Here is a 26,667-nt window from a genome sequence, read left to right as displayed (position 1 = left end):
GGCTCCGGGCACGACGGATGGACGCGCGGGCGCGCGCGGCGGCGACCGCGGCGGAGCGGTCCGGGCGAGGAGCGGTGGGCGGCCTAGAAGGGCGAGCGCCCGTCGGGCGGTCCGCCGCGTTCGAGCGGCTCGATCGGGGCGGCGACGCGCTCGAGGAGCGCGATCAGCGCCTGCTGCTCATCGCCGTCGAGCACGCCGTAGAGGCGTTCCCGGGCTGCGGCCACCGCATCGTCGAAGCCGGCGATGACGGCGGCGCCCTGGTCGGTGACGCTCACGAGCTTGACGCGCGAGTCGTCGGGCGAGGGGGTGCGGACGATGAGTCCGCGCGCCTCGAGCCCCTGCAGGAGGCTCGTGACGCTCGCGGGCGTGGTGCGGGAGACCTCGGCGAGGTCGCGGGCAATCACGCCCTTCGCCTGGTGCTCCTGGATGTAGCCGAGCGCCATCGACTGCTGCAACGTGAGGCCGCTGCCCTGCACCCACTCCATCGCCGCCGCGCGATCGGCGAAGGCGACGGTGAAGACGAGGGTGGTCAGCCGCTCCACGTTCGAGGTCATGGTTAGAACTCTAATCATTAGAGTTCTAACTGTCAAGCGGGCGGCGACCGCGGTGGGGCCCACCCGTGCCAGGGTCGGCCCGGCGTCAGGGCCGGCCCGGCGTCAGGGTCGGCCCCCGTCAGGGGCGGCCCCGCGGCGTCCACCCCGACGGGAGCGGCCCGCCCACGTCGGCCCGCTCCAGGTCGGCCTGCGCCGACCATCCCTGCGCGGCATCCACCGCATCGAAGCCGCCGCGCGCCACCCGGAACCCGACGTCCTCGTGGTGCATCCGCGGCGCCCCGCCGCGCCGGGTCGACGCCCGCACGCTCCACGCGTCGTCCGCGAACCCGCCGCCGCGGAACGCGCGGTACTCGTCGTAGCGCGCCGGGTCGAGCAGGTCCCAGCACCACTCCCACACGTTGCCGAGCGTGTCGAAGAGCCCGTTCAGGTTCGGCAGCTTCAGCCCGACCCGCTGCGGATGGGTCACGCCGTCGAGACTCGTCCACGCGACCTCGCCGAGCGGCCCGTAATGCGGACCGGTCGAACCGGCCCGGCACGCGAGCTCCCACTCGGCCTCCGTCGGCAGTCGGAACCCGTCGGCATCGACGTGCCACGTGACCTCCTCGCCGTCGAACGTGTACGCCGGGTCGAGCCCCTCCCACTCGGACGCCGCGTTGCAGAACCGGACGGCGCGCAGCCAGCTCACGCCGGTCGCGGGCCGCAGCGGATGCTCCGCCGTCACGCCCAGCAACTCGCCGAGCTCCGCCTCGGTGACGGCGAACACGCCGATCTCGAACGGCTCGAGCTCGACCGTGCGGCGCTCCGCGCGGCGCGCGTCGTGGAGCGTCACCGACCCGCCCGCGATGTGCGCGAGCTCGAGATCGGTCACGCCTGGTGGATGAGGTCGTCGTCGGAGATCGCCATGCGACAAGCTTGGCGTGGATGCGGGCGGAATGCTCCGCGGCCGCGAGCGTTGGAGGTCAGCATGAAGCACATCGGATTCCTGTCGTTCGGCCACTGGTCCTCCTCGCCCGGCTCGCAGACGCGGTCGGCGTCCGACGTGCTGCTCCAGTCCATCGACCTCGCCGTCGCGGCCGAGGAGCTCGGGGCGGACGGCGCGTACTTCCGCGTGCACCACTACGCGAACCAGCTCGGCAGCCCGTTCCCGCTCCTCGCGGCGGCCGGTGCGAAGACCAGCCGCATCGAACTCGGCACAGGTGTGATCGACATGCGCTACGAGAACCCCATGTACATGGCCGAGGATGCGGGCGCCGCCGACCTCATCGCGGGCGGCCGCCTGCAGCTCGGCGTCTCGCGGGGCTCACCCGAGTCCGTCATCGACGGCTACCGCTACTTCGGCTACGACGCGCCCGAGGGATCGACCATGGCCGACGTGGCACGCGACAACACCACGGTGTTCCTGAAGGTGATCGACGGCGCGCGCTTCGCCGAGCCCAACCCCCGGCCGATGTTCCCGAACCCGCATCCGGGGCCGCTCGGGATCCAGCCCCAGTCCCCCGGGCTCCGCGATCGGATCTGGTGGGGCGCCGGGTCCGACTCGACCGCCGTCTGGGCCGCCGAGCAGGGCATGAACCTCATGAGCTCGACGCTCAAGGAGGACGAGTCCGGCGAGCCGTTCCATGTGCAGCAGCGCAAGCAGATCGAGGCGTTCCGCGCCGCGTGGGACGAGGCGGGGCACGAACGCGAACCGCGCGTCTCGGTCAGCCGGTCGATCTTCGCCCTCGTCGACGACACGGACCGCGCGTACTTCGGCGGGGGGCACCGCGAGGAGTCCGACCAGTTCGGCGTGATCGACGACTACCGCGCGGTGTTCGGCCGCAGCTACGCGGCGGAACCGGAGGCCCTCATCGCCCAGTTGCGCGAGGACGAGGCGATCGCCGCGGCCGACACGGTCCTGCTGACCGTGCCGAACCAGTTGGGCGTCGACTACAACGCGCACGTCCTCGAGTCGATCCTGACGTACGTCGCGCCGGCGCTCGGGTGGCGCTGAGCCGGCACCTGCCGCTCGAGTTCACGACGACGAAGGGCCGAATGCCGCGAGGCATCCGGCCCTTCGTCCGCCCGCGTCGAGGGCGACCGGTGCGGCGATCGATCAGGTGCGGCGCTTGGACGTCACCGCGCGCTGCAGCAGCACGAACACGAGCAGGATGCCGCCGGTGATGATCGTCGTCGCCTCCGGCGGGATGCCGCCGTCGCGCGTGATCAGCACGTTCATCAGCCCGAGCACGAGCGCGCCGACGACCGAGCCGAGCACGTAGCCGTAGCCGCCCGTCAGCAGCGTGCCTCCGATGACGGTCGCCGCGATCGCGTCGAGCTCCCAGCCGATGCCGGTGATGTTCTGCGCGATGCCGAGGCGGGACGTGTAGACCACGGCCGCGACGCCCGCGAGCGTGCCGCTGACGACGTAGACGAGTACCTTGGTGCGCGGCACCGCGAGGCCCATGAGCGCCGACGAGTGCTCGGATCCGCCGATCGCGTAGACCGTGCGGCCCGTGCGGGTGCGGTGGAGCACGAAGAACGCGATGAGCACGACCAGGAGCGCGATGATCACGCCCGGCGTGATGACGACGTCGTTGACCTTCTCGCCGTCGATCAGCTTGAACTGCTCGCCCAGCCAGAGGATCGGCGAGTCGTCGGCGAGCCGCTCGGGCTGCGTGCTGAGCAGCGACGCGAGCCCGCGCCCGAGGAACATCATCGCGAGCGTCGCGATGAACGGCTGCACGTTGAAGTACTGGATCAGGATGCCGCTGGCCAGGCCGAACACCGTGCCGATGAGGATCATGAGCACGATCACGAGCCACGGGTTCCACCCGGCGTTCGCGAGCATGACCCCCGCGACGCTCGAGAGCGCGATGACCGAGCCCACCGAGAGGTCGATGCCGCCCGTGAGGATCACGAACGTCATCGCCACCGCGAGGATGATCAGGTGCGCGTTGTTGATCAGCAGGTTCGACAGCGTGTTGTACTGCACGATCCGGCCGTAGGCGATCTCTCCGTAGATCACCATGGCGATGAAGATCACGATCGCCGCGACGGTCGGCAGCACGGACGGGTTGGACGAGACGACTCGCTTCACGCGGTCGACGAGCTTCGACGCCGCGGATGCCTCGGCGGGCGCGTCGACGCGGGGGCTCTGCACGGCGGTCATGCCGACACCTCCTGCTTCTCCTGCGACGGAACGGACTTCTGCTCGGGTGTCGCCTGCGGGGGCCTGCGCCGTTGGACGAACCAGCCGCGCACGCGCTGCGACTGGAGCAGGCAGAGCACCACGATCACGATCGCCTTGAAGGCGGGCGTCGCCGAGGAGGAGATGCCGAGGAACACGATGGTCTTGTCGAGGGTCGCGATGAGCAGCGCGCCGACGACGGCGCCGCCCATCGAGAACTTGCCGCCCGAGAGCGAGGTGCCGCCGATGACGACCGCGAGGATCGCGTCGAGCTCCATCTGGTAGCCCGTGCGCGAGACGTCGACCGTCATCACGGTGCCGACCGACATGATGCCGGCGACGCCCGCGAGCACGGCGCTCAGGATGTACACCGTGAGCAGCAGGCCGTTCGGCTTGATGCCCGCCATGCGGCTCGCCTTCGGGTTGATGCCGATCGCCTCGATCATGAGGCCGAGCGCGCTGCGGCGCACGACCAGGCCGACGACGATGACGATCGCGATCGCGATGAGGAACACCACCGGGAGCCCCAGGACGAAGCCGTTCGCGATCCACCGGAACGGCTCGTTCGAGGCCGAGGTGTTCTGGCCCTCGGTGATCACCTTCGCGATCCCGCGGCCCGCGAGCATCATGATCAGGGTGCTGATGAACGGCTGGAGCCCGACGTAGGCGACCAGGACGCCGTTGACCACGCCGAGCACCGCGCTGACGAGCAGCGCGAGGCCGATGGCGCCGAGCGCGACGCCGATCGAGTCCGACTGACCGGCATCCTTCATCACCACCATCGCGACCGCGCCCGAGACCGCCATGACCGATCCGACCGAGAGATCGATACCGCCGGTCGCGATGACGAGCGACATGCCGACGGCGATCATCAGGATCGGCGCCGAGGCCCGAAGGATGTCGACCAGGTTGCCGACGAGGTTGCCGTTGACCGGGTTGATCGAGAACGCGAGGTAGTTCGGGTCCTTGATGACGTTGAGGGCGAGGAGCGCGAGGATCGCGACCAGCCCCCAGAAGAACGGCTTGCGCACGAGTTCGCGCAGCCGAGACGTTCGAGCAGCGTTGCTCATGCTTCCTCCTCCGTCGCAGCGACCGCGGTCACGGCCGCATGCGGAGCCTCGGTCGGGTGCGATGCGTCAGCCGAGGGCTGGGCCTCGGCATCGATGATGCCACTCTCTGCCGCAGCCTCCACACCGTGCGCCGCGATGACGTCGACGACGCGCTGCGCGGTGACGTCCGGGCCGTTGACGATCTCGCCGATCTTCTGGTGGTCCTTCAGCACGACGATGCGCTCGCTCAGCCGCACGACCTCCTCGAGCTCCGAGGAGATGAAGACGACCGAGACGCCGTCCTCGGCGAGCTCGGCGACCGCCTCCTGGATCTCGGCCTTCGCGCCGACGTCGATGCCGCGGGTGGGCTCGTCGAGGATCAACAGCTCGGGCTTCGTCGCGAGCCAGCGACCGAGGAGCACCTTCTGCTGGTTGCCGCCCGAGAGGTTCCTGATGAGCCGGTTCGGGTCGGCCGGCCGCACGTTCAGGGCGGCGATGTACTTCTCGACGAGCGCGTCCTGCTCCTTGCGCGGGATCGGGCGGGCCCAGCCGCGCTCGGCCTGCACCGCGAGGATCAGGTTCTCGCGGACCGTGAGGTCGGCGATGATGCCCTCGTCGCGGCGGTTCTCGGTCGAGAACGCGATGCGCTTGCCGAGGCCGTCGGAGGGGTTCTTGATCTCCACGCGCTTGCCGTTCAGCGTGAGTTCGCCTGCGTCTGCGCGGTCGGCGCCGTAGAGCAGGCGCGCGAGCTCGGTTCGGCCCGAGCCGAGGAGGCCCGCGAAGCCGACCACCTCGCCGCGGTGGATCTCGAGGTCGGTGGGCTCGATCGAGCCGCGACGGCCCAGGCCCTTCGCGGCGAGCACCGGCGACTCGGCGGCGTAGTCGCGCGCGTCGGCGCGGCGGTTGCCGCCCAGCGACGAGAGCGCGTTCAGGTCCTTGCCGATCATCTTCGAGATGAGGGCGTGCCGGTCGAGGTCTCGGGTCAGGTACTCGCCCTCGTAGCGCCCGTTGCGCAGGATCGTCAGGCGGTCGCTGATGGCGTAGATCTGGTCGAGGAAGTGCGAGACGAACAGGATCGCGACGCCCTGGTCGCGCAGTGCCCGCATGACCGTGAACAGCCCCTCGACCTCGGCCGCGTCGAGGCTCGAAGTCGGCTCGTCGAGGATGAGCACCTTCGCCTTGATCGCCATCGCGCGGCTGATCGCGACGAGCTGCTGCATCGCGATCGACAGGGTCGACAGGGGCTGGTGCGTGTCGAGGTACTCGAGCCCGAGCCGGGCGAGCGCCTCCGTGGCGGCCTTGTGGGTGGCCCGCCAGTTGACGCCGAACACGCCGCGCACCTCGTGGCCGAGCATCACGTTCTCGCCGATCGAGAGGTTCGTGACCAGGTTGACCTCCTGGTACACGGTCGAGATGCCGGCGCCCTGCGCGTCGCCCGTGCCGTGGAACTGCCGTTCCTGGCCCGTGACGACGATCGAGCCGGCGTCGATCTTGTAGACGCCGGTGAGGGCCTTGATCAGCGTCGACTTGCCCGCGCCGTTCTCGCCCATCAGGGCATGGACCTCGCCCTGGAACAGGCGGAAGTCCACGCCGTCCAGTGCCTTGACGCCCGGGAACTCGATGGAGATGTCGCGCATCTCCACGATGGGCAGTGCTTCGCTCATGACAATCGCATTTCTCTGCTCCGATCGCGTGCTCGCGATCGGCCGTTCGATATGACGGTGCGGGGCCGGCGTGGGAGCCGGCCCCGCATCGCTGGTACAGCCACCGCGGCGTGCCGCGGCGCCGTGACCGTCAGTACTTGCGGTCGGCGAGCACGGCCTGGGCGGCCTCGGCGGAGTCGAACGCCTCGCTCGGCACGATGATGTACGAGTCGACCGAGGTGCCGTCGAGCGTCTTCTTCACGACGTCGAGCGCGGTCTCGCCGAACAGCGGGTTGTACTCGTGCACGTAGCTGAGCTGGCCGTCGGCGAGGGCCTGCATCGCGGCCTTGGTGCCGTCGATCGTGGCGATCTTGACGTCGACGCCCGGGGTGAGGCCGGCCTCCTCGACCGCCTGCGCGGCGCCGAGACCCATCTCGTCGTTCTGGGCGAAGATCAGCTGCACGTTGTTGTTGTTCGCCTTGAGCAGCGTCTCGGTGACGCTCTTGCCCTCTTCGGCCGACCAGTTCGCGGTCTGCGCGGCGACCTCGACGAGCTTCGAGCCGTCGACGGACGAGTCCCAGCCCTTGTTGCGCTCGTTCACGACGCCGACGCCGGCCGGGCCCTCGAGGGTGATGTAGTTGCCGCCCTCGGGGAACTGCTCGACGGCCCAGGCGCCGACCTCGGCCGCGACCTCGACGTTGTCGGGGGCGATGCGGGTGATGTAGAGGCTGGTGTCGTCCGGCTCGATGCCGCGGTCGAGCAGGATCACGGGGATCTCCGCCTCCTGCGCACGCTCGAGCGAGTCCTCCCAGCCGGATGCCTCGGTCGCCGAGAGCAGGATCACGTCGACGCCCTCGTCGACGAACGACGTGAACGCGTCGATCTGCGACTTCTGGTCGAGGTTGGTCGCCGGCGCGTACTTCAGGTCGAAGCCGGCCTCCTCGGTGAAGGTGTCCTGGATGTTCTGCTCGTTCGCCTCGCGCCAGGCGCCCTCGGGGCCGACGGCCACGAAGCCGACGGTGATGAGCTCGTCGCCCGCCGCCGTGTCGTCCCCGCCGCCGCTGGTGCTGGAGCACGCCGCGAGGCCGATGGTGAGTGCGCCCACGGCCGCCAGGCCGAGGAACTTGGTGTAACGCCTCTGAACTGACATGAGAGATCTCCTCCTTGAGATCCGGGGCGCAGGGGGCGCTCCGGTGCGTAGGTCCGCCGTGCGGACGATGCGGTGATTTGCCGGACGCTTGGTGCGTGCCGCCGGGCAAGATGTTACCGGGAACAATCCGGTGTCGCAAGCGCTGTGTTCCCGGAAACATAACATTCCGGAAACCTCGTCGAAAGCCCCTCGTTCCGGGGCTCCGCGTCGTCGCCTCGGGGCTAGGCGTCGTCCTCGTCGTCGGCGGCGATCATCTCGATGATCGTGTCGACGGTGAGCCCCGGACCGTTGCTCACTTCGCCGATCTTCCGGCGGTCCTTGAGGATCGCGATCCGGTCGCTCAGCCGCACGACCTCGTCGAGTTCGGAGGAGATGAACACGACCGCCATGCCCTCGCGGGCCAGCTCCGCGACGCGCGCCTGGATCTCGACCTTGGCGGCGATGTCGACGCCGCGCGTGGGCTCGTCGAGCACGAGGACGTGCGGCCTCGTGGCGAGCCACCTGGCGAGCAGCACCTTCTGCTGGTTGCCGCCCGACAACTGCCGCGCCGGGGCCTCCGGGCTCGGCGCGACGATGAGGAGCGACTCCATGAACCGCGCGACGACCTCGTCCCGCTCGGCCCGCGAGATCGGCCTCGCCCACCCGCGGATGCCCTGCAGCGCGAGGATGATGTTGTCCCGCACGCTCAGCTCTTCGATGATGCCGCCGTCGCGGCGATCCTCGCTCGCGAACGCGATGCGCCGCCGCAGCGCCGCCGCCGGGTTGCGCAGCGCGACGTCCCGCCCGTCGACGCGGATGGTGCCCGAGTCGCGGCGGGCGACGCCCGCGAGCAGCTCGCCCAGTTCGCTCCGGCCCGAGCCGCGAAGGCCGCCGAAGCCGACGACCTCGCCGCGGTGGAGGTCGAGGTCGGTCGCGTCGAACTCGCCGCGCCGCCCCACGTGGATCGCCTGGTAGATGGGCTCGCCCGTCGGGTCCGCCCGGTGCGCGCGGCGCTCCGACCCGATGCGGCGCAGCTCGGTGAGGTCCTTGCCGATCATCTTCGCGATGAGCTCGGCGCGGTCGAGTTCCCGCGTCGGGTACTCGCCCTGGCCGACCCCGTCGCGGAGGACCGTGATGCGGTCGCTGATCGCGTACACCTGCTCGAGGAAGTGCGACACGAAGAGGATCGCCACTCCGTGGTCGCGCAGCCGTCGCAGCGCGCGGAACAGCGTCGCCACCTCGTCGGCATCGAGGCTCGACGTCGGCTCGTCGAGGACCAGCACCTTCGGGCGCGTGACCATCGCGCGGGCGATCGCGACGAGCTGCTGGATCGCGGGCGGCAGCGTCGACACGGCGCGCTTCGGGTCGAGCTCGCCGAGGCCGAGCTCGTCGAGCACCTCGACCGCCTTGCGCCGGGTCCGACCCCACGAGATGCCCAGCCAGCCGTGCTCCTCGTGGCCGATCATCACGTTCTCGGCGATCGAGAGGTTGCGGCAGAGGTCGACGTCCTGGAACGCCGCGGCGATCCCCGCGGCCTCGGCCGCCGCAGGGCCCGAGAACACGACCGCGTCGTCGTCGATCCGCAGCTCCCCGCCGACGATGCGGTAGGCGCCCGTGAGCGCCTTCACGAGCGAGGACTTGCCGGCGCCGTTGCCGCCCATGAGCGCGTGGATCTCGCCGGGGAAGAGGCGCAGGTCGACCTCGCGCAGGACCGTGCTGCCGTCGATCTCGACGGTGATGCCCGTCATCTCGACCACCGGCATCGTCGCCGGGGCATCCTTCGTGGTCATGACGACCTCGGCGGGGCGGTGGACGAGCGGATGACGAGCTGGCTCGGGATCTTCGAGCGCTGCGGGATGTCGCGCCCCTCGAGCGCGGCACGGAGGACCTCCATCGCCTTCATCCCGAGGGCGTGGAAGTCCTGCCGGACCGTCGTGAGCGGCGGGAGGAAGTGCCGCGACAGCGGCAGGTCGTCGAATCCGACGATGCTCACGTCCTCGGGCACCCGGATGCCCCGCTCGTGGAAGCCGTGCACGACGCCGACCGCCATGTCGTCGTTCGCCACGAACATCGCCGTGTACTCGGGCACGCCCTTCAGGCCCGCCGCGTAGTCGTAGCCGAAGTCGGCGGACCAGTCGCCGACGACGATCGCGCGCTCCTTCAGCCCCCACTGCTCGATCCGGGTGTGGAACGCGCGCTCGCGACCGCGGGCCTCGAGCCAGTCGAGCGGACCCGCCAGGTGCAGGATGTCCCGGTGTCCGAGCGACACCAGGTGGTCGACGGCGAGGGTCGTGCCGAGCTGCTGGTCGACGCTCACCGTGAGGAAGTTCGGGTCCTTCGCGGCCTTGAGCACGAGCACCGGGACGTCGATCGAGATCCGGCGCAGCGCCGACACGGACGACGACCGGGGTGCGACGATGCAGAGCGCGTCGACGCCGTCGGCAATGAGGTAGCTCACCGCCGCCTCCGGAGTGAGGCTCGCGTCGTCCTGGATCGCGACCGACGACACCGAGTAGCCGCTCGAGCGGGCCGCGACCTCGAACCCGCGCAGCGTGCTGGTCGGTCCGAACTCGACCGAGCTGTCGACGATCACGCCGATGCGCTGGGTGCGCTGCGTCGCGAGCGCGCGCGCCGCGCTGTTCGGCTTGAAGTCGAGCTCGCGGATGACGTCGAGCACGCGCTGCCGGGTCGCCGGGCGGATGTTCGGGTGGCCGTTGAGCACGCGCGAGACGGTCATGTGCGACACGCCGGCGAGCGCGGCGACCTCTCGGATGCCGAGCTTCTCGGGGCGCGTGCCCGCCTCGATCTCACTCACCACCGATCTCCTGCCCTGCGGGACCTCGCCGCATGCCTTCCCTGCGCGGACGCGCGCCACCTGACCGCGCACCTGCGCGCCGACGGCACCAGCCTATTCGCTCGGTCCTGCCTCGGCGGCGCACGCGCCCGCGACGTGCCCGTGCGATCGCTCGCACCGGCACGCCGCGGTCCGCGTCCATCCGATCAGCCGGCGACGAGCCGGCCCCTCCCCCGCGTCAGCACGTCCGTCCTTCGTACGCCGCGCTGCCCTGGAAGCTCGCGCCGCTCGCGGTCGCGGTCACGTCGACGAAGTCGGCGCCGATCGCCGCGAGCCGGGTCGCGAAGGACTGCGAGACGGTCTTGCCCGGCTGCACGCCCGTGAACGTCTTCGGGCCGTAGGCGGTGCTCACCGTCACGTCGGCGGCGCGCGTGTCGGTGTTCCTCACCGACGCGACGAGCGTGACCTTGCCCGCGACGCACCGCGTCGTGGCCGAGGCCTCGACAGCGAGGTCGGGGTTCGTCCCGACGCCGGCGTAGTGGAACATCACGCGCTGGTACTCCTGCGCGGTGATCGGCAGAATCCCGCCGTGCCGCTTCTTGAGGGTCCCCAGGTTCACGTTCGCAGCCTTCGACCACGCCGATGCCGAGGTCGAGCCGATGTCCGTGGTGCGGAACGGCAGGTAGCCCTTGCCCGCGCCGTACTGGTCGGCGAGCAGCCCGTACAGCTGCGCCGCGGCGCCTCGGTCGTCGTCGTTGTACCGGAAGAACTCCGGCCCCTCGAGGCACGCGCCGGTGTAGTTGGTGCCGGCAGCGCAGGTGCCGCTGCCGCTCAGGATCGACTGCAGCGTGCCGACGAGCACCCACTCCTGGTCGGTGCCGGTCGTCTTCGCCGTCGCCGAGGTCGTGATCGCGTCGAGCCGCTTCGAGCGCTCGATCGTGATCTGGCCGTCACCGGACGCGCGGTAGAACCAGTCGCCGACCTTGATCACGGTCGTGTCGATGATCGAGCCCTGCCGGTCGATCCACTTCACCGGGGTCGAGAACGTGCGGAAGTCGCGCGTGGTCGAGAGGTACACGTCGACGCTGTCGCCGAGCTCGGTGTTCCCATCGGCGCGGGTCGCCCAGTAGACGTAGTACTGCTGGGTCACGTCGTCCCAGATCGCCTCGGGCGCCCACGCCATGCCCGCGTTCGGGATCGCGCTCGCGACGTCGACGAAGCGCGGCTCGCTCCAGTCGACGAGGTCGGTGGACTCCCAGACGACGAGGAACTTCGACCCGGTCACGGTCGCGTTCGCGCTGCCCCATCCGCCGCGGTAGAAGATGCTGAGGTCGGTCGCGATCAGGAAGAAGCGGTCGCCCTCGGGCGAGCGCACGAGGAACGGGTCGCGCACGCCGCCGTCGCCCTGGGTCCTGGCGAGCGCGAGCACGGGGTTGCCGTTCGCGCGCGTGTCGGTGAAGGTCACCGCGTCGCGGCTCGTCGCGAAGTAGATCTGCTCGTCGCTCGCGCTGCCCTCGGTGCCGGTGAAGTGGGCGAAGAGGTAGTCGGTCGTCGCGGCCTGCACCGGCGCCTTGCGCACCGTGAGCGGGATCTCGCGCGTCGCGGTCGCGCCGCCGTTCGCAGCCGTCACGGTGAGCACGACGGTCGTGTCGCGGTCGCCGGGGCGCGTGACGACGCCGGGCGCGACCGTGGCCGTGCCCGCGACGTCGACGATCCCGGGCGCCGACGAGCTCCAGCTCAGCGACGAGCCGAACCGGGCGCCGGTCGTCGGCAGCGTCAGGTCGGACCGGACGTCGTCGGCGTTCGGGAGTGCGATCGCGTCGAGGTCGCGCTGCGCCGCCTGCGCGGGCGTCGGCGCCGCGAGCACGGTCACCGTGAAGTCCTTCGCCGCGGTCTTCCCGCGGACCGCGGCGGTCGCGGTGAGCGTGACCTGCGTGTCGGATGACTGGCGCGTGACCGTGCCGTCGGCGCCGACCACGCCCGCGGGCGACGAGGTCCAGGTCACGCTGCCCGCGGTCGGCAGCACGAGCTTCGTCTCGACCGCGTCGAGGTCCTGCGTGTTGACGGCGTCGAGGTCGAGCGCCGCGACCGTCTCGCTCGCGGCGGCCGAGGCATCCGCGTCGGCGAGGCCGGCGAGGTCCTGCGCGGTGAGGGCCTCGGAGTAGACCCGGAACGACGACACGCCTCCCTGGTAGAGCGAGTCCGCCGTGTAGGCGCTCTTGCCGAGGAAGTTCAGGGTGTGCGTGGTCAGGTCGCTGAGGTTCGTCGTCGAGTTCGTCTTCTCGGCGACCTGCACGCCGTCGATGAAGAGCCGCAGGGTCGACGTCGTGCCGTCGGCGTTCTTGGCGATCGTCGCCGCGACGGACTGCCAGCGTCCTTCGGCGAGCTTGGTCGTCGAGGTCACCGTCTGCTCACCCGACCAGTTGGTCTTCGAGATCGCCACGCGCGGGGCGACCGGCTGGATGAAGAACTGGCCCGTCGCGCCCTCGCCCGACCCGCCGATGTTCCACAGGAACTTGGCCCCGCTCAACGCGGTCGGGCTCGTCTCGACGACGATCGTGGCCGCCGACCGGCCCTGGAGCAGCCCGTCGGGCAGCTTCACGTAGTTCGACCCGGTGAACTGCATGAAGCCGCCGCGCCAGGCCTCGCCGCCGACGACCGCGCCGTCGCGGCCGCCGCCCGACAGGTCGTGCGCCACGGTGCCCGACGTCTCGGAGAAGTCGTACGACGCCAGCAACGATCCGGGCTCGATCGCGGATGCGGCCAGCGGGCCGGTGAGCGTCAGGCTCCCGGCCGCGAGCAGTGCGCCCGTGGCGCCTGCGATCCATCGCCGCGCGCGTCGCGCGACGGGTGTTGCTTGTCGAACCATCGATCTCCCCATTCCGGATGGGCACGCCCGACGGGCGTGCGGAACGAACGCCACGGGGCATCCGCCCCGGCGCGGTGGTGCTGGTCGAACTGCTGGTCGGTGGGGCCGCGCGCCGAACGGCGCGGCCCGGTGGGTCACCCCTGGCCGACGCCGGCCATGGATCGGCGACCTTCTTCACGGGCCTCGGTGAGCATCGCGTCGAGGCGGCGCTTCGAGCGGCCTCGGCGCCAGAGCAGGGCGAGGACGATGAGCGCGAGCCCGGCGACCACCAGCAACTGGGGCCAGGGCACGGCCCAGACGAGGACGTCGGTCGACGACGAGGCGACCTCGGTCGCGACGACGTCGGCGGGCTCGCCGCTCGCGGAGATGACCGTCGGCGAGAGCCCGATCTCGCCGGGGAAGGCGAACAGCGGCCACACGCGCGGGACCGTGAGCGAGACGGAGCGCGACTCGCCGGGGAGGATCTCCTGGGGCGTCTCGCCCTCGGCGGGGAACGCGACGTTCCGGCCGGCGATGGACAGGACGCCGGCGATGACGAGCCGGGCGTTGCCCTCGTTCACGACGTCGAAGACGACGTCGATGCCGCCCGGGCGGAGCGGGTTCCACGAGGTGCGGTAGTCGGCGTGGACGTTGCGGATCGCGTAGGCGGGCGTGAGCTCGCCGGTGACGCGGGTCATGACCCGGAACCCGACCCGGCTCTCGACCCCCACCCCCGCACCGTCGCCCTGCGTGACGGACAGGATGGAGGCCGTGATGCCGGCGGCGTGGTCGCCGGGCTGCGCGCCGTCGGGCACCGCGATCGTGAACGGCACGACGACCGTGCCGCCCGGCGCGACGGTCACGCTCTCGGGCAGCGTGATCCAGGTGCCGGAGTCGACCGACTCCTGGTCGGACGGCAGGATGTCGAACCGGCCGTTGTCGTTGGTGAAGCCGTCGGCCGCGGCGAGCCGGAACGTGACCTCCTCGCTGCCGAGGTTCCGGACGACGAAGTGCTCGTCGACGCCGGCACCGGGGTCGATCTCGTGCTCGACGGCGACGCGGCCGTCGGGGCCGGCGGCGTCGGCCGGAGCGACCGACCAGGACACGGGCGCCCCCTCCTCGGCGAGCGCGGGCGCGGTCGAGGTGGCGGCCGCTCCGGCGGCGAGGCCGGCGACGGCCGCGAGCGCGGCGAGTGCGGTGCGGAGGCGGGATCGAGTCACGGTGCATCCTGGTCTGAACAGGTCCCGGCCTGGTGGGAGCCGGGGCGAAGCGGCTGCGGTCGGGCCGGCGGTGTCGCGCCGGCCCGACCGCAGTGGATCAGTAGGTGTCCTCGAACAGCGACAGCGTGAGCAGCGAGTGGTAGCTGCCCGGGGCGACGTTGGCGGGGGTCTTCAGCTTGAGGGCCGCGGTGGTCGACCACGAGCCCTGGGCGGCCTGGGCCGCGGCCGAGTCGAGCGAGAGGAAGAGCAGGTCCTCGCCGCTGGCCAGGCCGGTGTTGTTGCCGGGCAGGGTCGGCGTGTCGGAGGCCGGGACGACCTCGCCGCCCCCGCCGACCTCGCCGGCGCCGTCGAACACGTCGGCCGGGGTCCAGCCGAGCTGGGTCGCGGGGATGACCGGCTGGCCCGCGGTGCCGACGAAGTCGCCGGCCTGGCCGACGACGTACCAGTAGACGCCCTCGGGGACATCGGTACGGGTGTCGGTGACCGTGACGGTCGGGAGCGTGCCGGTGAACTGGCGGTACTCCGCCGTCGTGCCGGTCTCGGTCAGGGTTGTCTCGGTGTTCTCCACCGTCAGGCTGAGCGCACCATGCTCGACCGCGGCGATGTCGACCTTCACGTCGACGCCCGAGCTGTCGCCGGGGTCGGCCGCGAATGCGAGGCTCCCGACGCTCGCGAGCATCAGCCCGCCGACCACACCGACGGCGCAGCGGACTGCAGCACCCTTGCTGATCATGTTTCCTCCAGTTCCTCGGTCGGCGGGCGCCGAGCCGAATCGTCGTGCAGCGGGGTGGCTGACACGTTCGCGTGTGCGGCTCGGGGTGCGACCGAGGTCGGCGTCCTTGCCTGGGGCGGCTCGAGAACCGAGCCGGGTCTCCGTATTGTTACCGGGAACATTTCGAGCGTACGCGGGGCTCCGGAGGCCGTCAAGACGACGCACTGGCCGTCCGGACGCGCGCCGGGATGCGAGCCCGGAGACGGATCCGGACGCGCGCCCGGGCGCCATGGCGGCACCATCCGTCGACCTCCGGCGAGTCATCCTGAACCTCCCGCTTCGCGTCCGCGTTCAACCGCAGGTGCGCGCGGCGTACGCGGCCGTCGTCGTGCCGGTGCCTGAGGTCGCCTCGACGGTGCCCGCCGCGACCGACGGGAGTCGTGTGGTGAAGGTCTGGCTCGCCGACTTGCCCGCGGCGAGCTGGACCGACTTCGCCCCGTAGGCCGTGGCGACCGAGATGGCGGCGGCGGCCTCGCCGGTGTTCGTGACCTGCGTGACGAGCACCGCCTTGCCGGCGACGCAGCGGGTCTCGGCGTTCACGGTGACCGGCGGGCCGGCGGGAGCCGGGGTGACGACGACCGTCGAGGTCACGGTCACCGCGCCGCTGCTGCCGAGCACGCGGTCGGGCGCGTTCCAGGCGGTCGAGCCGCCCGCGCCGGCCCACGTGTCGAGGTTGGCGCTGTACGTGCTCACGGTGCCGGTGACCTGGTAGCTGCCGGGCGTCGCGAGGTCGACCCCCGCGGTGTTCCACGAGACCGGGCGGGATGCGGTGCCGCGGTCGTACGCGAGCGTGACCTGCGCGGTCTCAGGCAGCGCGTCTTCGAGCTCGCCCGCCGTGCTGCCCGCCTCGACCTCGACCGTGCCGAGCGCCGTCGTGACGGCCGCGCGGGAGTCTGCCGAGCGCACGGTGTCGTACTGCGCCTTGGTGAGCGAGACCACGCCGCCGTGCTTGGTGCTCGGGGCCATGGAGAACCCGGGATCGGTGAGCTGGGTCCAGCCCGCGTCGAGGTTCGTGGTCGTCATCGGGCGGTAGCCGGTCGAGGGGATCACGTCGACGTACAGGTACCAGCGGTCCTCGCTGTGGCTCCTGAAGACGGCCGGGCCCTCGACGCCGCCGGCGTTGCCCCCGGCCCAGGCCGCGCCGATCTTCGTCTGCAGCTGGGTCCACGTGGTCCCGGCCTCCCACCAGCGCGCGGACGTGGTCGACTCCATGTAGATGCCCTTGCCGAGGCCGTTGTCCTTGGTGATGCGGTACGTCGTACCGCCGTTCTGGATCATCGTCGTGTCGATGGCGTTCGCGCCGGGGTCGACGAACGGGCCGCCGTAGGCGTAGGTGGCCTGCGTGAAGTCGGTCGTGGCGCCCCACAGCACGCGGTTGTAGCTCGTGCCGCTGTGCTCGGCGTCCTGGTAGACGTTCGATGCCCAGTACATGACGAACGCACCACGGCCGTCGGGGTAGTAGTGGTCGACCCAGGTCGCCTCGGGCGCCCACGCCATGCCGAGCTCGGCCACCTCGGTGCCGTTGGCGTCGAGCGAGACGTCGAGGCTGCGCGGTGCGCCCCAGTTCACGAGGTCGGTCGACTCCCAGACGTGCAGCTTCGTGCTGGCGCTCTTGGTCCAGTAGCACCAGCTCGTGCAGGAGCCCGAGCCGCCGTCGCCGCCGAAGACGCGCAGGTCGGTCGCGATGATGTAGTACGTGCGCGTCTCGGGGTTGTAGGTCAGGTACGGGTCGCGGATTCCGGTGGTGCCGAGCTGCGCGGCGAGGATCGGCTTGCCGCCGTTCAGCGGGTCCCACTGCTCGGGGTCGTCGCCGCGCGAGACGTCGAGGTAGATCTTCTCGGCGTAGCCGGCCGAGTCCTCGATGAAGTGCACCATCAGGTAGCCGTAGTCGTCATCGGCGGCCGCGACCGGTGCGACGCTCACGGGGATCTGCTTCGAGGCGCTCACGCCGCGCACCGTGGCGGTCGCCGTGACGGTGCCGGTCAGCGCGGCCGAGCCCGGCGCGGGCTGGACGGCCTGGAGCGTCGTGCCGCTGGCACCGAGGGCGAGGCCCTGCGAGGGGCCCGACCAGCTCAGGGTCGCGCCGGTCGACGTGGGCAGGCTGATCGAGGAGTCGGTCATGGCGATCGGCTGGATCGCGTCGAGTGCCGCCTGCGCGCTCGACTGGAAGCTCGCGGCGTGGAGGCTCCCATCGGCGTCGGACACCGCGGCGACCTCGGCGCCGGAGAGCGCGCGGTCGTAGGCGCGGAAGGTCGCGACCTCGCCCTTGTAGAACGGGTCGGGCCAGGGCGAACGGCCGATCGCGTTGAGCGTCTGCGCGGTGATCGAGGCGGGCGTGAGCGCGGTCGCGCTCCGGGCGACGAGCGCCCCGTCGACGTAGAACGAGATGGTGTCGGCGTCGCCATCGATCACCGAGGTGAGGCTGTACCAGCGGTCGGCCGACAGCGACGTCGCGGTGCGGGCGTTGACCTCGCCCGCGTTGCTCGAGGTGGTGATCGCCGTGCGCGCCTTGTCCCGGACCGAGGCGAAGTAGTACGACGTCGTGGCGTCGTTGCCGATGTTCCAGAGGAAGTTGAAGCTCGAGGCCATCGAGGCGTCGAACTTCGTCTCGACGGTGATCGTCGCCGACTGCTTCCCCGCGAGCAGGTTGTCGGGCAGGCGCACCCAGTCGGCCGTGCTGGTCTTGGCGCCGCCGGTGAACTTCAGCGAGGACCCGGTCCAGAGGGCGTCGGTGCCGTTCACGACCGTGGCCGAGCCGACGCTCGACGACCCGCCGGCGCTGTTCGCGACGGCGCTCCCGGTCGCCTGGGTGAACAGGTACTCGGCCAGCAGGCCCGTGCGGGGCGCGGCGGCGGGCGCGGCCTCGGCCGACTGGGCCGGCAGCAGCGGTCCGACCACGGCGGACGCGGCCAGGACGGCCGCCCCGAGGGCGAGTCCACCGGCGCGGAGGGCGCGGGTGATGGCGGTGTGCTTCGTCATTGAGAGCTCCTCGAGCCTGCGACTTCATCGGCGAGCGTGACCCGGGAGCAAACGAATTGTTACCGGTAACGGCAGACCGTAGCACAGGGTCGAGACGGCACGCCAGAGGATTTCAGCGGGGAGTTCCCTCCGCTTCGGATCCTTGGATTTCCGCCATTGTGTCCGGTAACATCCGGAACGCCCGACCCTTCGCGTCGGAGCCCACCCGTCAATGGCGACTGCAAGGAGCCGAATGCGCGCGTCCGCCCTCCTCTCACGATCTCGACCGCGGCGAATGCTCGCGGCGGGCCTCACCGGCCTCCTGGCCGCGGGCCTCTGCACGGCCGCACCGCTCGCGGCCTCGGCCGCGGAGCTGCCGGCCCCCACCGCCCACTACGACATGTCGCACACGGGCACCCAGTTGCTCGACGTGTCGGGCAACGGCCGCAACGCCGCCCTCACCGGCTTCACCGACGCGTCGTTCGCCGACGCGGGCGGCGACGCCGTGCTGCGCTTCAAGAAGGACGGCTACGCGGCACTGCCCAAGGGGCTCGTGACCGGCACCGACAACGCCTTCACGGTCGAGTACACGGTCGCGACCCAGACCGCGGCCAACCAGTTCGGCTGGGTCATCGGCGACGGCGTCGGCGCATGGAACACCACGGCGCTGGGCAACCACGTGTTCGTGAACCCCCGCTCGGGCGAGTCGGCGTACAGCAACGCCGTGCTCTCGGGCATCCGCGTGAAGTCCGGCACCGCGAACGGCGAGGTGCGCCTGCCGAACGGCGGCGGACTGAACGCCGGCTTCACGACGCTGACCCTCGTCGGCAACGGCAACGCGCTCACGCTCTACCGCGACGGCGTGCAGATCTCGACGGTCACGCACGCCTACGCGATGAGCTCGATCATCCCGACCGGCACGACGCTCGGCTACCTGGGCCGCTCGCTCTACACGGGCGACGCGCTCGTGCAGGCCGACGTCGCCGACGTCAAGTTCTGGGATGTCGCGCTCACGCAGGCCGAGGTCGCGGCGAGCATGCCGACCGCTGCGGCGAAGTCCGCCGCGAACGAGGCGCTGCTGCGCGCCGACCTGCTGCCGACCGTCCTCGGGGCGAACCCCTCGGCCTCGCAGGTCACCCGCAACCTGAGCTTCCCCGCCACCTCGAACGGCGTCGCCCTGACGTGGGCCTCGCAGAACACCGCGGTGATCTCCAACACGGGCGTCGTCTCGCGCACCGTCACCGCCGACACCCCGGTGACGGTCACCGCCACCACGTCGACCGGCACGGTCATCAGCTTCGCGTTCACGGTGCTCGCCGCCTCGCCGTCGGCCGACCTCGACGCGATCTCGCTCGCGTCGCGCACGACCGAGAACCTCCCGCTGGTCACGAAGGGCGCGATCAACGGCGCGACCATCTCGTGGACCTCGTCCGACGCCGCGCTCGTCACCCCGACCGACCCCGCCTACGCCGCACCCGCGGTCGGCGCGGCCGATCCGTTCGCGGGCGGCGGCATCGTCGAGCGGCCGGCGTACGGGTCGGGCGACCGCCGGGCCACGCTCACCGCGCACGCGACGCTGGGCTCGACCACGGTCGAGAAGTCGTTCACCGTGACCGTCGCCGAGCACGCCCGCACGGCGCCCGACGCCGGCTACGCGGCCGCCTACTTCAAGTCCGACGGCGACGAGAAGATCTACCAGGCCGCGACCTCGGGCAACGACTTCTTCACGTTCTCCCCGGTGAACGGCGGTGCCGCGGTGATCACTTCGACGACCGACACCAAGGGCCTGCGCGACCCGTACATCCTGCGGTCGCACGACGGCGACAAGTACTACATGCTCGCGACCGACCTGTGCATCAGCTGCGGCACGGGCTGGGGTCCGGCGCAGTCGGCCGGCAGCCTCAAGATCGAGGTCTGGGAGTCGGTCGACCTCGTGCACTGGACCCGGACCAACGGCGTCGACAGCGGCATCACGATCAACCAGCCCGAAGCGGGCATGACGTGGGCGCCGGAGGCGTACTGGGACGACGAACTGCAGTCGTACGTCGTGTTCTTCGCGTCGCGCCTCTACTCGGACGCCTCGCACACGAACTCGGACAAGCTCTACGCCCGCATGTTCTCGGTGCTGACGCGCGACTTCAAGACGTTCACGTCGCCGCCCGCGAGCTGGCAGGACACCGGATACGCGCGCATCGACTCGACCGTCACGAAGATCGGCGACTACTACTACCGCTTCACCAAGAACGAGGAGAGCGGCGCAGCCGGCACGCTCGAGGCCGGCAAGGACATCTTCCTCGAGCGTTCGAAGGTGCTCACCGCGCCCACGACCTCGTCGAACTGGACCGCCGACCCCGCCGCGACCTGGCAGCTCGTCGATACCCGCATGACGAGCCTCGAGACCGGCCAGTCGGGCGAGGGTCCCGAGATCGTGAAGCTCAACGCGGGCGACCCGAACAACGCAGCGGGCGACGGCTACGTCTTCCTCGTCGACAACTACGGCGCGGGCGGCTACCGGGCGTTCGTGACGTCGGGCGGCGAGATCGGCTCGAGCTCGCAGGCCGACCGGCTCTCGCAGCGCGCGACCTGGAACGTCCGCCCGGTCGGCGGCCTGCCGACGAGCCCGCGCCACGGCGCGTTCGTCAGCGTGCCCCAGACCGTGCTCACCGCGATGCACGACTGGACCGGCATCACGGCCGTCACCTCGACGACGGCGCTCGAGGCCGACGGGCGCGACGTCACCGCCGCGGTGACCGCGGCCGACGCGGGCGAGGTCGCCGGGACGGTCACGTTCACGGGCGGCGGTTGGAGCAAGACCGTCGCGCTGCAGGACGGCTCGGCCGGCGCCACGGTTCCTGCCGGCATCGGCGAGGTCACCGCGACGTACGACGGCTACGCCGACGGCCTCGTCGCGACGTCGACCTCCGAGGCCGTCGAACTGCAGGGCGGCCTCGAGCTGGAGGCGACCGCGACCACCCGGTGCATCGCCGGCAAGGTGTCGCTCGTCGTCACCGCGAAGAACGCCGACCACCAGCGCGCCGACGTCGTGATCCACACCTCCTACGGCGACAAGACCGGCTCGCTCGCCGCCGGGGCCTCGGTCTCGTCGACGTTCGCGACGCGCGCCGCCTCGATCCCCGCCGGCACGCTCACCCTCACGGGCAGCGCCGCCGACGGGTCCGCCTTCGAGGGAGCGTTCCCCACCCCCGCAGCCAACTGCGGCTGACCCATCAGCCGGTTCCGGATGCCTCGGCGGCGCGTCGCGGCATCCGGAACCGTCCCTCCCGACCAGCACCACCGGCAACCGGCGGCACCACGTGCCGGCCCCACCACACCGCACCACCACACACATTGGAGTGACATGCGCGACACCTTCGTGCGGAAGTTGCGGACGGGGGCCGCCGTCGTGGCGGCCGCCGCCGCCTTCGCCGCCGTCGGGGCCATCGCCCCGCAGTCCGCCGACGCCGCCGAGGCGCCGGCCCCGCTGATCCACTACACGTTCGACGCCGCCGCGGCGGGCGTCGTCGCCGACGCCTCCGGCAACGGCTACGACGGCGTCATCAAGCAGACGGGTGCGACCGTCGACGGCGGCGCCCTGTCGCTCCCCGGAGGTGCGCGCGCGAGCGCGGGCTACCTCGAGATCCCGACCGCCGGCCTCGTCGGCAGGACGCAGGTCACCGTCTCGACGTGGATCGAGAACCGCACCGGGCCCGCGAACGTGGCCGCCGCCTTCATCGGCGCGCCCGTGGCATCCGGCGCCTCGTACTCGAGCGCGTACTGGCTGCTGAACCCGACCAACCCGAGCGGTTACGTGAAGTCCGCGCTGACGAACACCGTCAGCGCGACCGCGCCGTGGGGCACCGAGGTCGGCGCGGGCGCGACGAACGCCGCCACCACCGGCATCAAGACGCCCGCGGGCATGGCGCTCTACACGACCGTCATCGACGGCGTCGCGGGCAAGCTCACGACGTACGTCAACGGCGCCCAGATCAGCCAGGTCACGATCGCGCGCAACGTGTCGTCGTTCGGCTCGAGCCTCGTGTCGTACCTTGGCCGCTCGACCTACGCCGACAACGGCTGGGCCGGATCGGTCGGCGACTACGCGGTCTACGGCGCCGCCCTCGACTCGGCCACCGTGCAGCAGCTCTTCGCCGAGCAGGCCCTCACCGGTGGGACCGCGGCCGTCACGGTCGCCTCCACGGCGACCGCGAACTTCACGCTGCCGACGGCGAGCCACGGCGCGACCGTCTCATGGGCATCCGACTCGCCGGCGATCACCGTGACCGGCGGCGCCGCGACCGTGACCCGCCCCGCGGGCGGCTCGGCCGACGCCTCCGTGACGCTGACCGCGACGTTCACCGCGGGCGGCACGACCGCGACCCGCACCTATGCCGTGACCGTGCCCGCGCAGCTCTCCGACCAGGCGAAGGTCGACGCCGACCTCGCGGCCGTCGCACTGCCGGTCGAGGCCGGCGACGTGCGCACGAGCTTCTCGGTGCCGACCGTCGGAGCGAACGGCTCGGCCATCGCCTGGGCCGTGACCGACGGCGCCGCGGTCGCGACCGTGCGTGCCGGGGTCAAGACGGGCACCGCCACGATCACGATCACGCGCCCCGCGGCCTCCGACGAGGTCGAGCTCACCGCGACCGCGACGAGCGGCGGCGCCGCCGCCACGCGCACGTTCGCGCTCACCGTGCCCGCGAAGCCCGCCACCGCCGAGGACCCCGAGGCCTACGTCTGGGCGTTCTTCACGGGCGAGGGCGCCGGCGCCGAGCGCGTCAGCCTCGCCGCATCCAAGGGCAACGACGCACTGCGCTGGAACACGCTGAACGGCGGCGAGCCGATCTTCACGTCGACGCAGGGCACGACCGGACTCCGCGACCCGTTCATCATCCGCTCGCACGAGGGCGACACGTTCTACATGCTCGCCACCGACCTCAAGGTCGCCGGACTCGCCGGCGGGTTCACGACCGCGCAGCTCTCGGGCTCGCTCGGGATCGAGGTCTGGGAGTCGACCGACCTCGTCAACTGGTCGAACCAGCGCCACATCCAGGTCTCGACGCCGTACGCCGGCAACACGTGGGCGCCCGAGGCGTACTGGGACGACGCGCTCGACCGCTACGTCGTGTTCTGGGCCTCGAACCTGTACCCCGACACCAACGCGGCCTCGCGCACGGCCGTGACCTACAACCGCATGATGGTCGCCACGACCGACGACTTCGTCACGTTCTCGGACGCCCAGATCTGGTCCGACGTCAAGCGCGGCACGGGCCTCGGCCTGATCGACTCGACGGTCGCCGAGCAGGACGGCATCTACTACCGGTTCACGAAGGACGAGGCATCCATGACGATCCGCGAGGAGAAGTCGACGAACCTCCTCGCCACGATCACGGGCACCCTGCCCGGCACGACGGGCGCAGCCGACCAGTGGACGCTCGTGAAGGAGCAGGTCGCGACCGGCCTGCCGAACGGCGAGCCCGGCGGCACCTACTCGAGCGGTGAGGGGCCGAGCATCTTCCCCTCCAACCCGGGTGACGTGAACGGCTTCGACTGGTACCTGTTCATCGACCAGCCCAACTACCACGGCGGGCCGAACTACTACATCCCGTTCGGGTCGACCGACATCGCCGACGGCACCTCGTGGCAGCCGCTCGGCGCGACGCTGCGCGCGAACCTGCCGCAGAACAGCGACGGCGGCAAGCCCCGACACGGCACCGTGATCCCGGTGACGCGCGCCGAGTACCAGCAGGTGCTCGAGGCGTACGCCCCCGCGGTCGCGGTCGCCGACGTCGCGCCGATCGCCGTGACCACCCGTGCCGGTGTCGCACCGGTGCTGCCGAAGGCGTCGCTCACGACCGCCGCGGGCACGACGAAGCAGGCCGACGTCGTCTGGGACGCCGTCGATGCGGCCGACTACGCGACGCCGGGCACCTTCACGGTCGCGGGTGTCGCGCAGGATGACTCGCGGATGCCGGTGACGGCGACCGTGACCGTCACGCCCGGCATCGACGTGGTCGCCGAGACCCGCTGCGTGGCGGGCAAGGTCAGCCTCATCGCCAAGTCGACGAACCGCTCGGCGCAGGCCGCGGAGGTCACCGTCGCCTCGGCGTACGGCGAGCGCGTGGTGACGATCGGCGCGGGGGCCACCCTCTCGGTGACGTTCTCGAGCCGCCTCGCGACCGTGCCCGCCGGGCAGGTCTCGGCGACGGTCGACGGCGTGGCCGCGACCGGTTCGTACGCGGGCCGCACATGCTGAAGCCGCTTCGCACCGCACTGCGGATGACCCTGGTCGCCGCGCTGGCGCTCGGCGGACTCACCGCCGTCGCCGCCGTCGACGCCGCGCAGGCGCCGGCTGCCGAGGCGATCGGGGAAGACACGTTCCTGAACCCGCTCGCCCCCGACACCGCCGACCCGACGATCGAGTTCCACGACGGCAACTACTACCTGGTGTCCACGACGTGGGACAACAAGGTCGTCATGCGCAAGGCGCCGACCCTCGCGGGCCTCGGCACCACCAAGCCGGTCACGGTGTACTCCGACACCAACACCGGCCGGAACGGCAACATGTGGGCGCCGGAGCTCCAACGCCTCGAGGGGCCGAACGGCTGGCGCTGGTACCTCATGTACACGATGGGCGTCTCGGGCGACTACGGCACCCAGCACCTGCAGGTCATCGAGAGCGCAGCGGACGACCCGATGGGGCCGTACACCTACAAGGGCCGCCCGATCCCGACCGATGCGTGGAACATCGACGGGGCCTACCTGCAGCTGAACGGCGAGCTGTTCGTGACCTGGTCGGCGTTCGCGCCCGACGGGCTGCAGAGCAACTACATCGCCCGCATGTCGACCCCGTGGACCGCGACCGGACCGCTCAGCATCCTGTCGCAGCCCACCGAGGCGTGGGAGGTCATCGGGCAACCGGTGAACGAGGGCCCGGTTCCGCTGCAGAAGGACGGGAAGACCTGGATCGTCTACTCGGCCAGCTTCTGCGGCACCGAGGACTACCAGCTCGGCACGCTCGAGTACCAGGGCGGCGACCCCGTGCTCCAGACGTCGTGGCGGAAGAGCGACGGGCCCGTCTTCTCGAAGGCGAACGGCGCCTACGGCACCGGCCACAACGACTTCTTCACCTCGCCCGACGGCACCGAGACGTGGAACCTGTACCACGCCAACGCCCGCGCGAACGGCGGGTGCGGTCGCGAGCGGTCGGCGCGAGCGCAGGTCGTGGGCTGGACCGGCGAGGGCGAGCCGGACTTCGGCGTCCCGCAGGCGACGACCACCGCGGTCCGGGTGCCGAGCGGCGAGAACGCGCCGATCACCGCCCGGGTGGAGGGCGCGCGCTGGAACCTCGTCAGCCGCAGCACCGGGCTGTGCGCCACGGTGCCGTCGGCCGAGGACGGTGCGGCGCTCGTGCTGGGCGACTGCGCGTCGTCGCGGTCGCGCTTCGTGCTCGACGCCACGGGCGACGGGTACCTTCGCGTCGTGAACGCGGTCGGCGGCACGGCCCTCGGGCCGGTCGGCTGCGCCACGGCGCAGGGCGCAGGTGTCGAGCAGTCGCCGTTCACCACCACGGGCTGCCAGCAGTGGTCGGTCGCCCAGACGACGGGCGGCTGGTCGAAGCTCGCGAACCGCACGAGCGGCAAGGTGCTCGATACGGCCGCGGCCTCGGCGGCGGGTGCCGGAGTCGTGCAGTCGACCGCGACCGGCGCCGCCGGGCAGGACTGGGCGCTCCGCCCGGCGGGCTCGGTCGTCGTGACCTCGATCGCGTCGGGCAAGGCGCTCGAGGTGCCCGGCTGCACGACCGCCGACGGCGCGATCCTCCAGCAGCGCGAGTACACGGGCACGGCCTGCCAGGGCGTGACCTTCACGGCCGCGGCGAACGGCGAGTCCGAGATCCACCTCGGCTCGGCACCGGCGAAGTGCCTCTCGGTGACGGGCGGCTCGTCGGCGGACTCGGCGACCGTCACGCAGGGCGCGTGCGGGATCGCGGGCAGCACCTGGCGCGTGCTCGTCGGCAACGACGGGGTCGTCGAGTTCCGGAACGGCACCAGCCTGAAGGCGCTCGACCTCTCGTTCTGCGCGGCCGCCGACGGCACGCGCGTGCACCAGTACAGCGTGCTGAACAACGACTGCCAGCGGTACCGCTTCGCCTCGGTCGCGGCCGACCCGGCGGCCCCCGTGGCCGTCGAGGCCGTCGCCACGACGCGATGCGTCGCCGGCAAGGCGGTCGTCGTGACGACGGTGCGGAACGCCGACGGGGTCGCGGTCGACGCGGCCGCGACGAGCGCGTACGGCGCGAAGTCGTTCGCGCTCGAGGCCGGCGCGTCGGCCAGCACGACCTTCGCGACCCGCGTGAAGTCGCTCGCCGCGGGGTCGGTGACGGTCGCGGGAACCGATCCGGCCGACCCGACCCGCGCCCTCACGGTCACGGCCGGCTACGCGGCGACGACCTGCTGAGGCATCCGGAACGAGCGCGATGAGGAGGCGCCGTCGCCCATGGGGGCGGCGGCGCCGCTTCGCGTCGAGTCAGCCGATCA

16 protein-coding genes are annotated in these 26,667 nt (G+C 71.5%); 4 read left to right on the top strand and 12 right to left on the bottom strand.

The window, feature by feature from the left end:
• Positions 1–83: 83 nt before the first annotated feature.
• Together ACDF64_RS08560 and ACDF64_RS08555 are read right to left on the bottom strand one after the other, a co-directional pair.
• The gene (locus tag ACDF64_RS08560; protein WP_394554852.1) at positions 84–554 is read right to left on the bottom strand and encodes a MarR family winged helix-turn-helix transcriptional regulator; all 471 of its coding nucleotides are present in this window, start codon (positions 552–554) and stop codon (positions 84–86) included.
• A 118-nt stretch (positions 555–672) separates the two neighbouring features.
• The gene (locus ACDF64_RS08555; protein WP_394554850.1) at positions 673–1,422 is read right to left on the bottom strand and encodes a formylglycine-generating enzyme family protein; all 750 of its coding nucleotides are present in this window, start codon (positions 1,420–1,422) and stop codon (positions 673–675) included.
• A gap of 96 nt (positions 1,423–1,518) precedes the next feature.
• Here ACDF64_RS08555 and ACDF64_RS08550 point away from each other — a divergent pair, with 96 nt between their 5' ends.
• The gene (locus ACDF64_RS08550; protein ID WP_394554848.1) at positions 1,519–2,544 is read left to right on the top strand and encodes an LLM class flavin-dependent oxidoreductase; all 1,026 of its coding nucleotides are present in this window, start codon (positions 1,519–1,521) and stop codon (positions 2,542–2,544) included.
• 102 nt (positions 2,545–2,646) lie between these two features.
• On the opposite strand, the gene ACDF64_RS08545 is transcribed toward ACDF64_RS08550, so the two are convergent.
• The 10 genes from ACDF64_RS08545 to ACDF64_RS08500 form a co-directional block, all read right to left on the bottom strand.
• A complete protein-coding gene (locus tag ACDF64_RS08545; protein ID WP_394554846.1) occupies positions 2,647–3,702 on the bottom strand; it encodes an ABC transporter permease in 1,056 nt (351 codons plus the stop codon).
• Positions 3,699–4,790 (bottom strand): ABC transporter permease, encoded by a 1,092-nt coding sequence (locus ACDF64_RS08540; RefSeq protein WP_394554844.1) that lies wholly within the window; start codon positions 4,788–4,790, stop codon positions 3,699–3,701. The genes ACDF64_RS08545 and ACDF64_RS08540 overlap by 4 nt, the downstream gene beginning before the upstream one ends.
• Positions 4,787–6,433 (bottom strand): sugar ABC transporter ATP-binding protein, encoded by a 1,647-nt coding sequence (locus ACDF64_RS08535; protein ID WP_394554842.1) that lies wholly within the window; start codon positions 6,431–6,433, stop codon positions 4,787–4,789. Before ACDF64_RS08535 ends, ACDF64_RS08540 begins: the two co-directional genes overlap by 4 nt.
• A gap of 130 nt (positions 6,434–6,563) precedes the next feature.
• Entirely contained in the window at positions 6,564–7,562 is a 999-nt protein-coding gene (locus tag ACDF64_RS08530) for an ABC transporter substrate-binding protein (protein ID WP_394554841.1), read from the bottom strand.
• A 221-nt stretch (positions 7,563–7,783) separates the two neighbouring features.
• Entirely contained in the window at positions 7,784–9,331 is a 1,548-nt protein-coding gene (locus ACDF64_RS08525) for a sugar ABC transporter ATP-binding protein (protein WP_394554839.1), read from the bottom strand.
• Positions 9,328–10,356: a LacI family DNA-binding transcriptional regulator gene (locus ACDF64_RS08520; protein ID WP_394554837.1), complete on the bottom strand. Its 1,029-nt coding sequence runs from the start codon at positions 10,354–10,356 to the stop codon at positions 9,328–9,330. Before ACDF64_RS08520 ends, ACDF64_RS08525 begins: the two co-directional genes overlap by 4 nt.
• Before the next feature lie 217 nt (positions 10,357–10,573).
• Entirely contained in the window at positions 10,574–13,204 is a 2,631-nt protein-coding gene (locus ACDF64_RS08515; protein WP_394554835.1) for an immunoglobulin-like domain-containing protein, read from the bottom strand.
• A gap of 134 nt (positions 13,205–13,338) precedes the next feature.
• Entirely contained in the window at positions 13,339–14,403 is a 1,065-nt protein-coding gene (locus ACDF64_RS08510) for a WxL protein peptidoglycan domain-containing protein (protein WP_394554833.1), read from the bottom strand.
• 97 nt (positions 14,404–14,500) lie between these two features.
• Positions 14,501–15,136: a hypothetical protein gene (locus tag ACDF64_RS08505; RefSeq protein ID WP_394554831.1), complete on the bottom strand. Its 636-nt coding sequence runs from the start codon at positions 15,134–15,136 to the stop codon at positions 14,501–14,503.
• A gap of 330 nt (positions 15,137–15,466) precedes the next feature.
• Positions 15,467–18,154 carry a LamG-like jellyroll fold domain-containing protein gene (locus ACDF64_RS08500; protein WP_394554829.1) on the bottom strand — a complete coding sequence of 896 codons (2,688 nt, stop codon included), beginning with the start codon at positions 18,152–18,154 and terminating at the stop codon, positions 15,467–15,469.
• 232 nt (positions 18,155–18,386) lie between these two features.
• On the opposite strand from ACDF64_RS08500, the gene ACDF64_RS08495 reads away from it, so the two are divergent.
• The 3 genes from ACDF64_RS08495 to ACDF64_RS08485 all read left to right on the top strand — a co-directional run bounded on the left by ACDF64_RS08495 (position 18,387) and on the right by ACDF64_RS08485 (position 26,587).
• On the top strand, positions 18,387–21,356 hold the full coding sequence (locus tag ACDF64_RS08495; protein ID WP_394554828.1) for an immunoglobulin-like domain-containing protein: 2,970 nt from the start codon (positions 18,387–18,389) through the stop codon (positions 21,354–21,356).
• Between the two features lie 135 nt (positions 21,357–21,491).
• Positions 21,492–24,386, top strand: a complete 2,895-nt coding sequence (locus tag ACDF64_RS08490; protein ID WP_394554826.1) for an immunoglobulin-like domain-containing protein — start codon at positions 21,492–21,494, stop codon at positions 24,384–24,386.
• The gene (locus ACDF64_RS08485; RefSeq protein WP_394554825.1) at positions 24,380–26,587 is read left to right on the top strand and encodes a family 43 glycosylhydrolase; all 2,208 of its coding nucleotides are present in this window, start codon (positions 24,380–24,382) and stop codon (positions 26,585–26,587) included. Before ACDF64_RS08490 ends, ACDF64_RS08485 begins: the two co-directional genes overlap by 7 nt.
• The last annotated feature ends 80 nt before the right edge of the window (positions 26,588–26,667 follow it).

Source organism: Agromyces sp. MMS24-JH15 (assembly GCF_043518605.1).
GTDB lineage: Bacteria > Actinomycetota > Actinomycetes > Actinomycetales > Microbacteriaceae > Agromyces.
This window is presented reverse-complemented; position numbering and strand designations above follow the sequence as displayed.

Bases quoted from the DNA above. Each gene is read 5' to 3' on its own strand.
- ACDF64_RS08515 (WP_394554835.1), bottom strand. From the start codon at position 13,204: ATGGTTCGACAAGCAACACCCGTCGCGCGACGCGCGCGGCGATGGATC.
- ACDF64_RS08550 (WP_394554848.1), top strand. From the start codon at position 1,519: ATGAAGCACATCGGATTCCTGTCGTTCGGCCACTGGTCCTCCTCGCCC.
- ACDF64_RS08490 (WP_394554826.1), top strand. From the start codon at position 21,492: ATGCGCGACACCTTCGTGCGGAAGTTGCGGACGGGGGCCGCCGTCGTG.
- ACDF64_RS08540 (WP_394554844.1), bottom strand. From the start codon at position 4,790: ATGAGCAACGCTGCTCGAACGTCTCGGCTGCGCGAACTCGTGCGCAAG.
- ACDF64_RS08505 (WP_394554831.1), bottom strand. From the start codon at position 15,136: ATGATCAGCAAGGGTGCTGCAGTCCGCTGCGCCGTCGGTGTGGTCGGC.
- ACDF64_RS08485 (WP_394554825.1), top strand. From the start codon at position 24,380: ATGCTGAAGCCGCTTCGCACCGCACTGCGGATGACCCTGGTCGCCGCG.
- ACDF64_RS08530 (WP_394554841.1), bottom strand. From the start codon at position 7,562: ATGTCAGTTCAGAGGCGTTACACCAAGTTCCTCGGCCTGGCGGCCGTG.
- ACDF64_RS08495 (WP_394554828.1), top strand. From the start codon at position 18,387: ATGCGCGCGTCCGCCCTCCTCTCACGATCTCGACCGCGGCGAATGCTC.
- ACDF64_RS08500 (WP_394554829.1), bottom strand. From the start codon at position 18,154: ATGACGAAGCACACCGCCATCACCCGCGCCCTCCGCGCCGGTGGACTC.
- ACDF64_RS08560 (WP_394554852.1), bottom strand. From the start codon at position 554: ATGACCTCGAACGTGGAGCGGCTGACCACCCTCGTCTTCACCGTCGCC.
- ACDF64_RS08535 (WP_394554842.1), bottom strand. From the start codon at position 6,433: ATGAGCGAAGCACTGCCCATCGTGGAGATGCGCGACATCTCCATCGAG.
- ACDF64_RS08545 (WP_394554846.1), bottom strand. From the start codon at position 3,702: ATGACCGCCGTGCAGAGCCCCCGCGTCGACGCGCCCGCCGAGGCATCC.
- ACDF64_RS08525 (WP_394554839.1), bottom strand. From the start codon at position 9,331: ATGACCACGAAGGATGCCCCGGCGACGATGCCGGTGGTCGAGATGACG.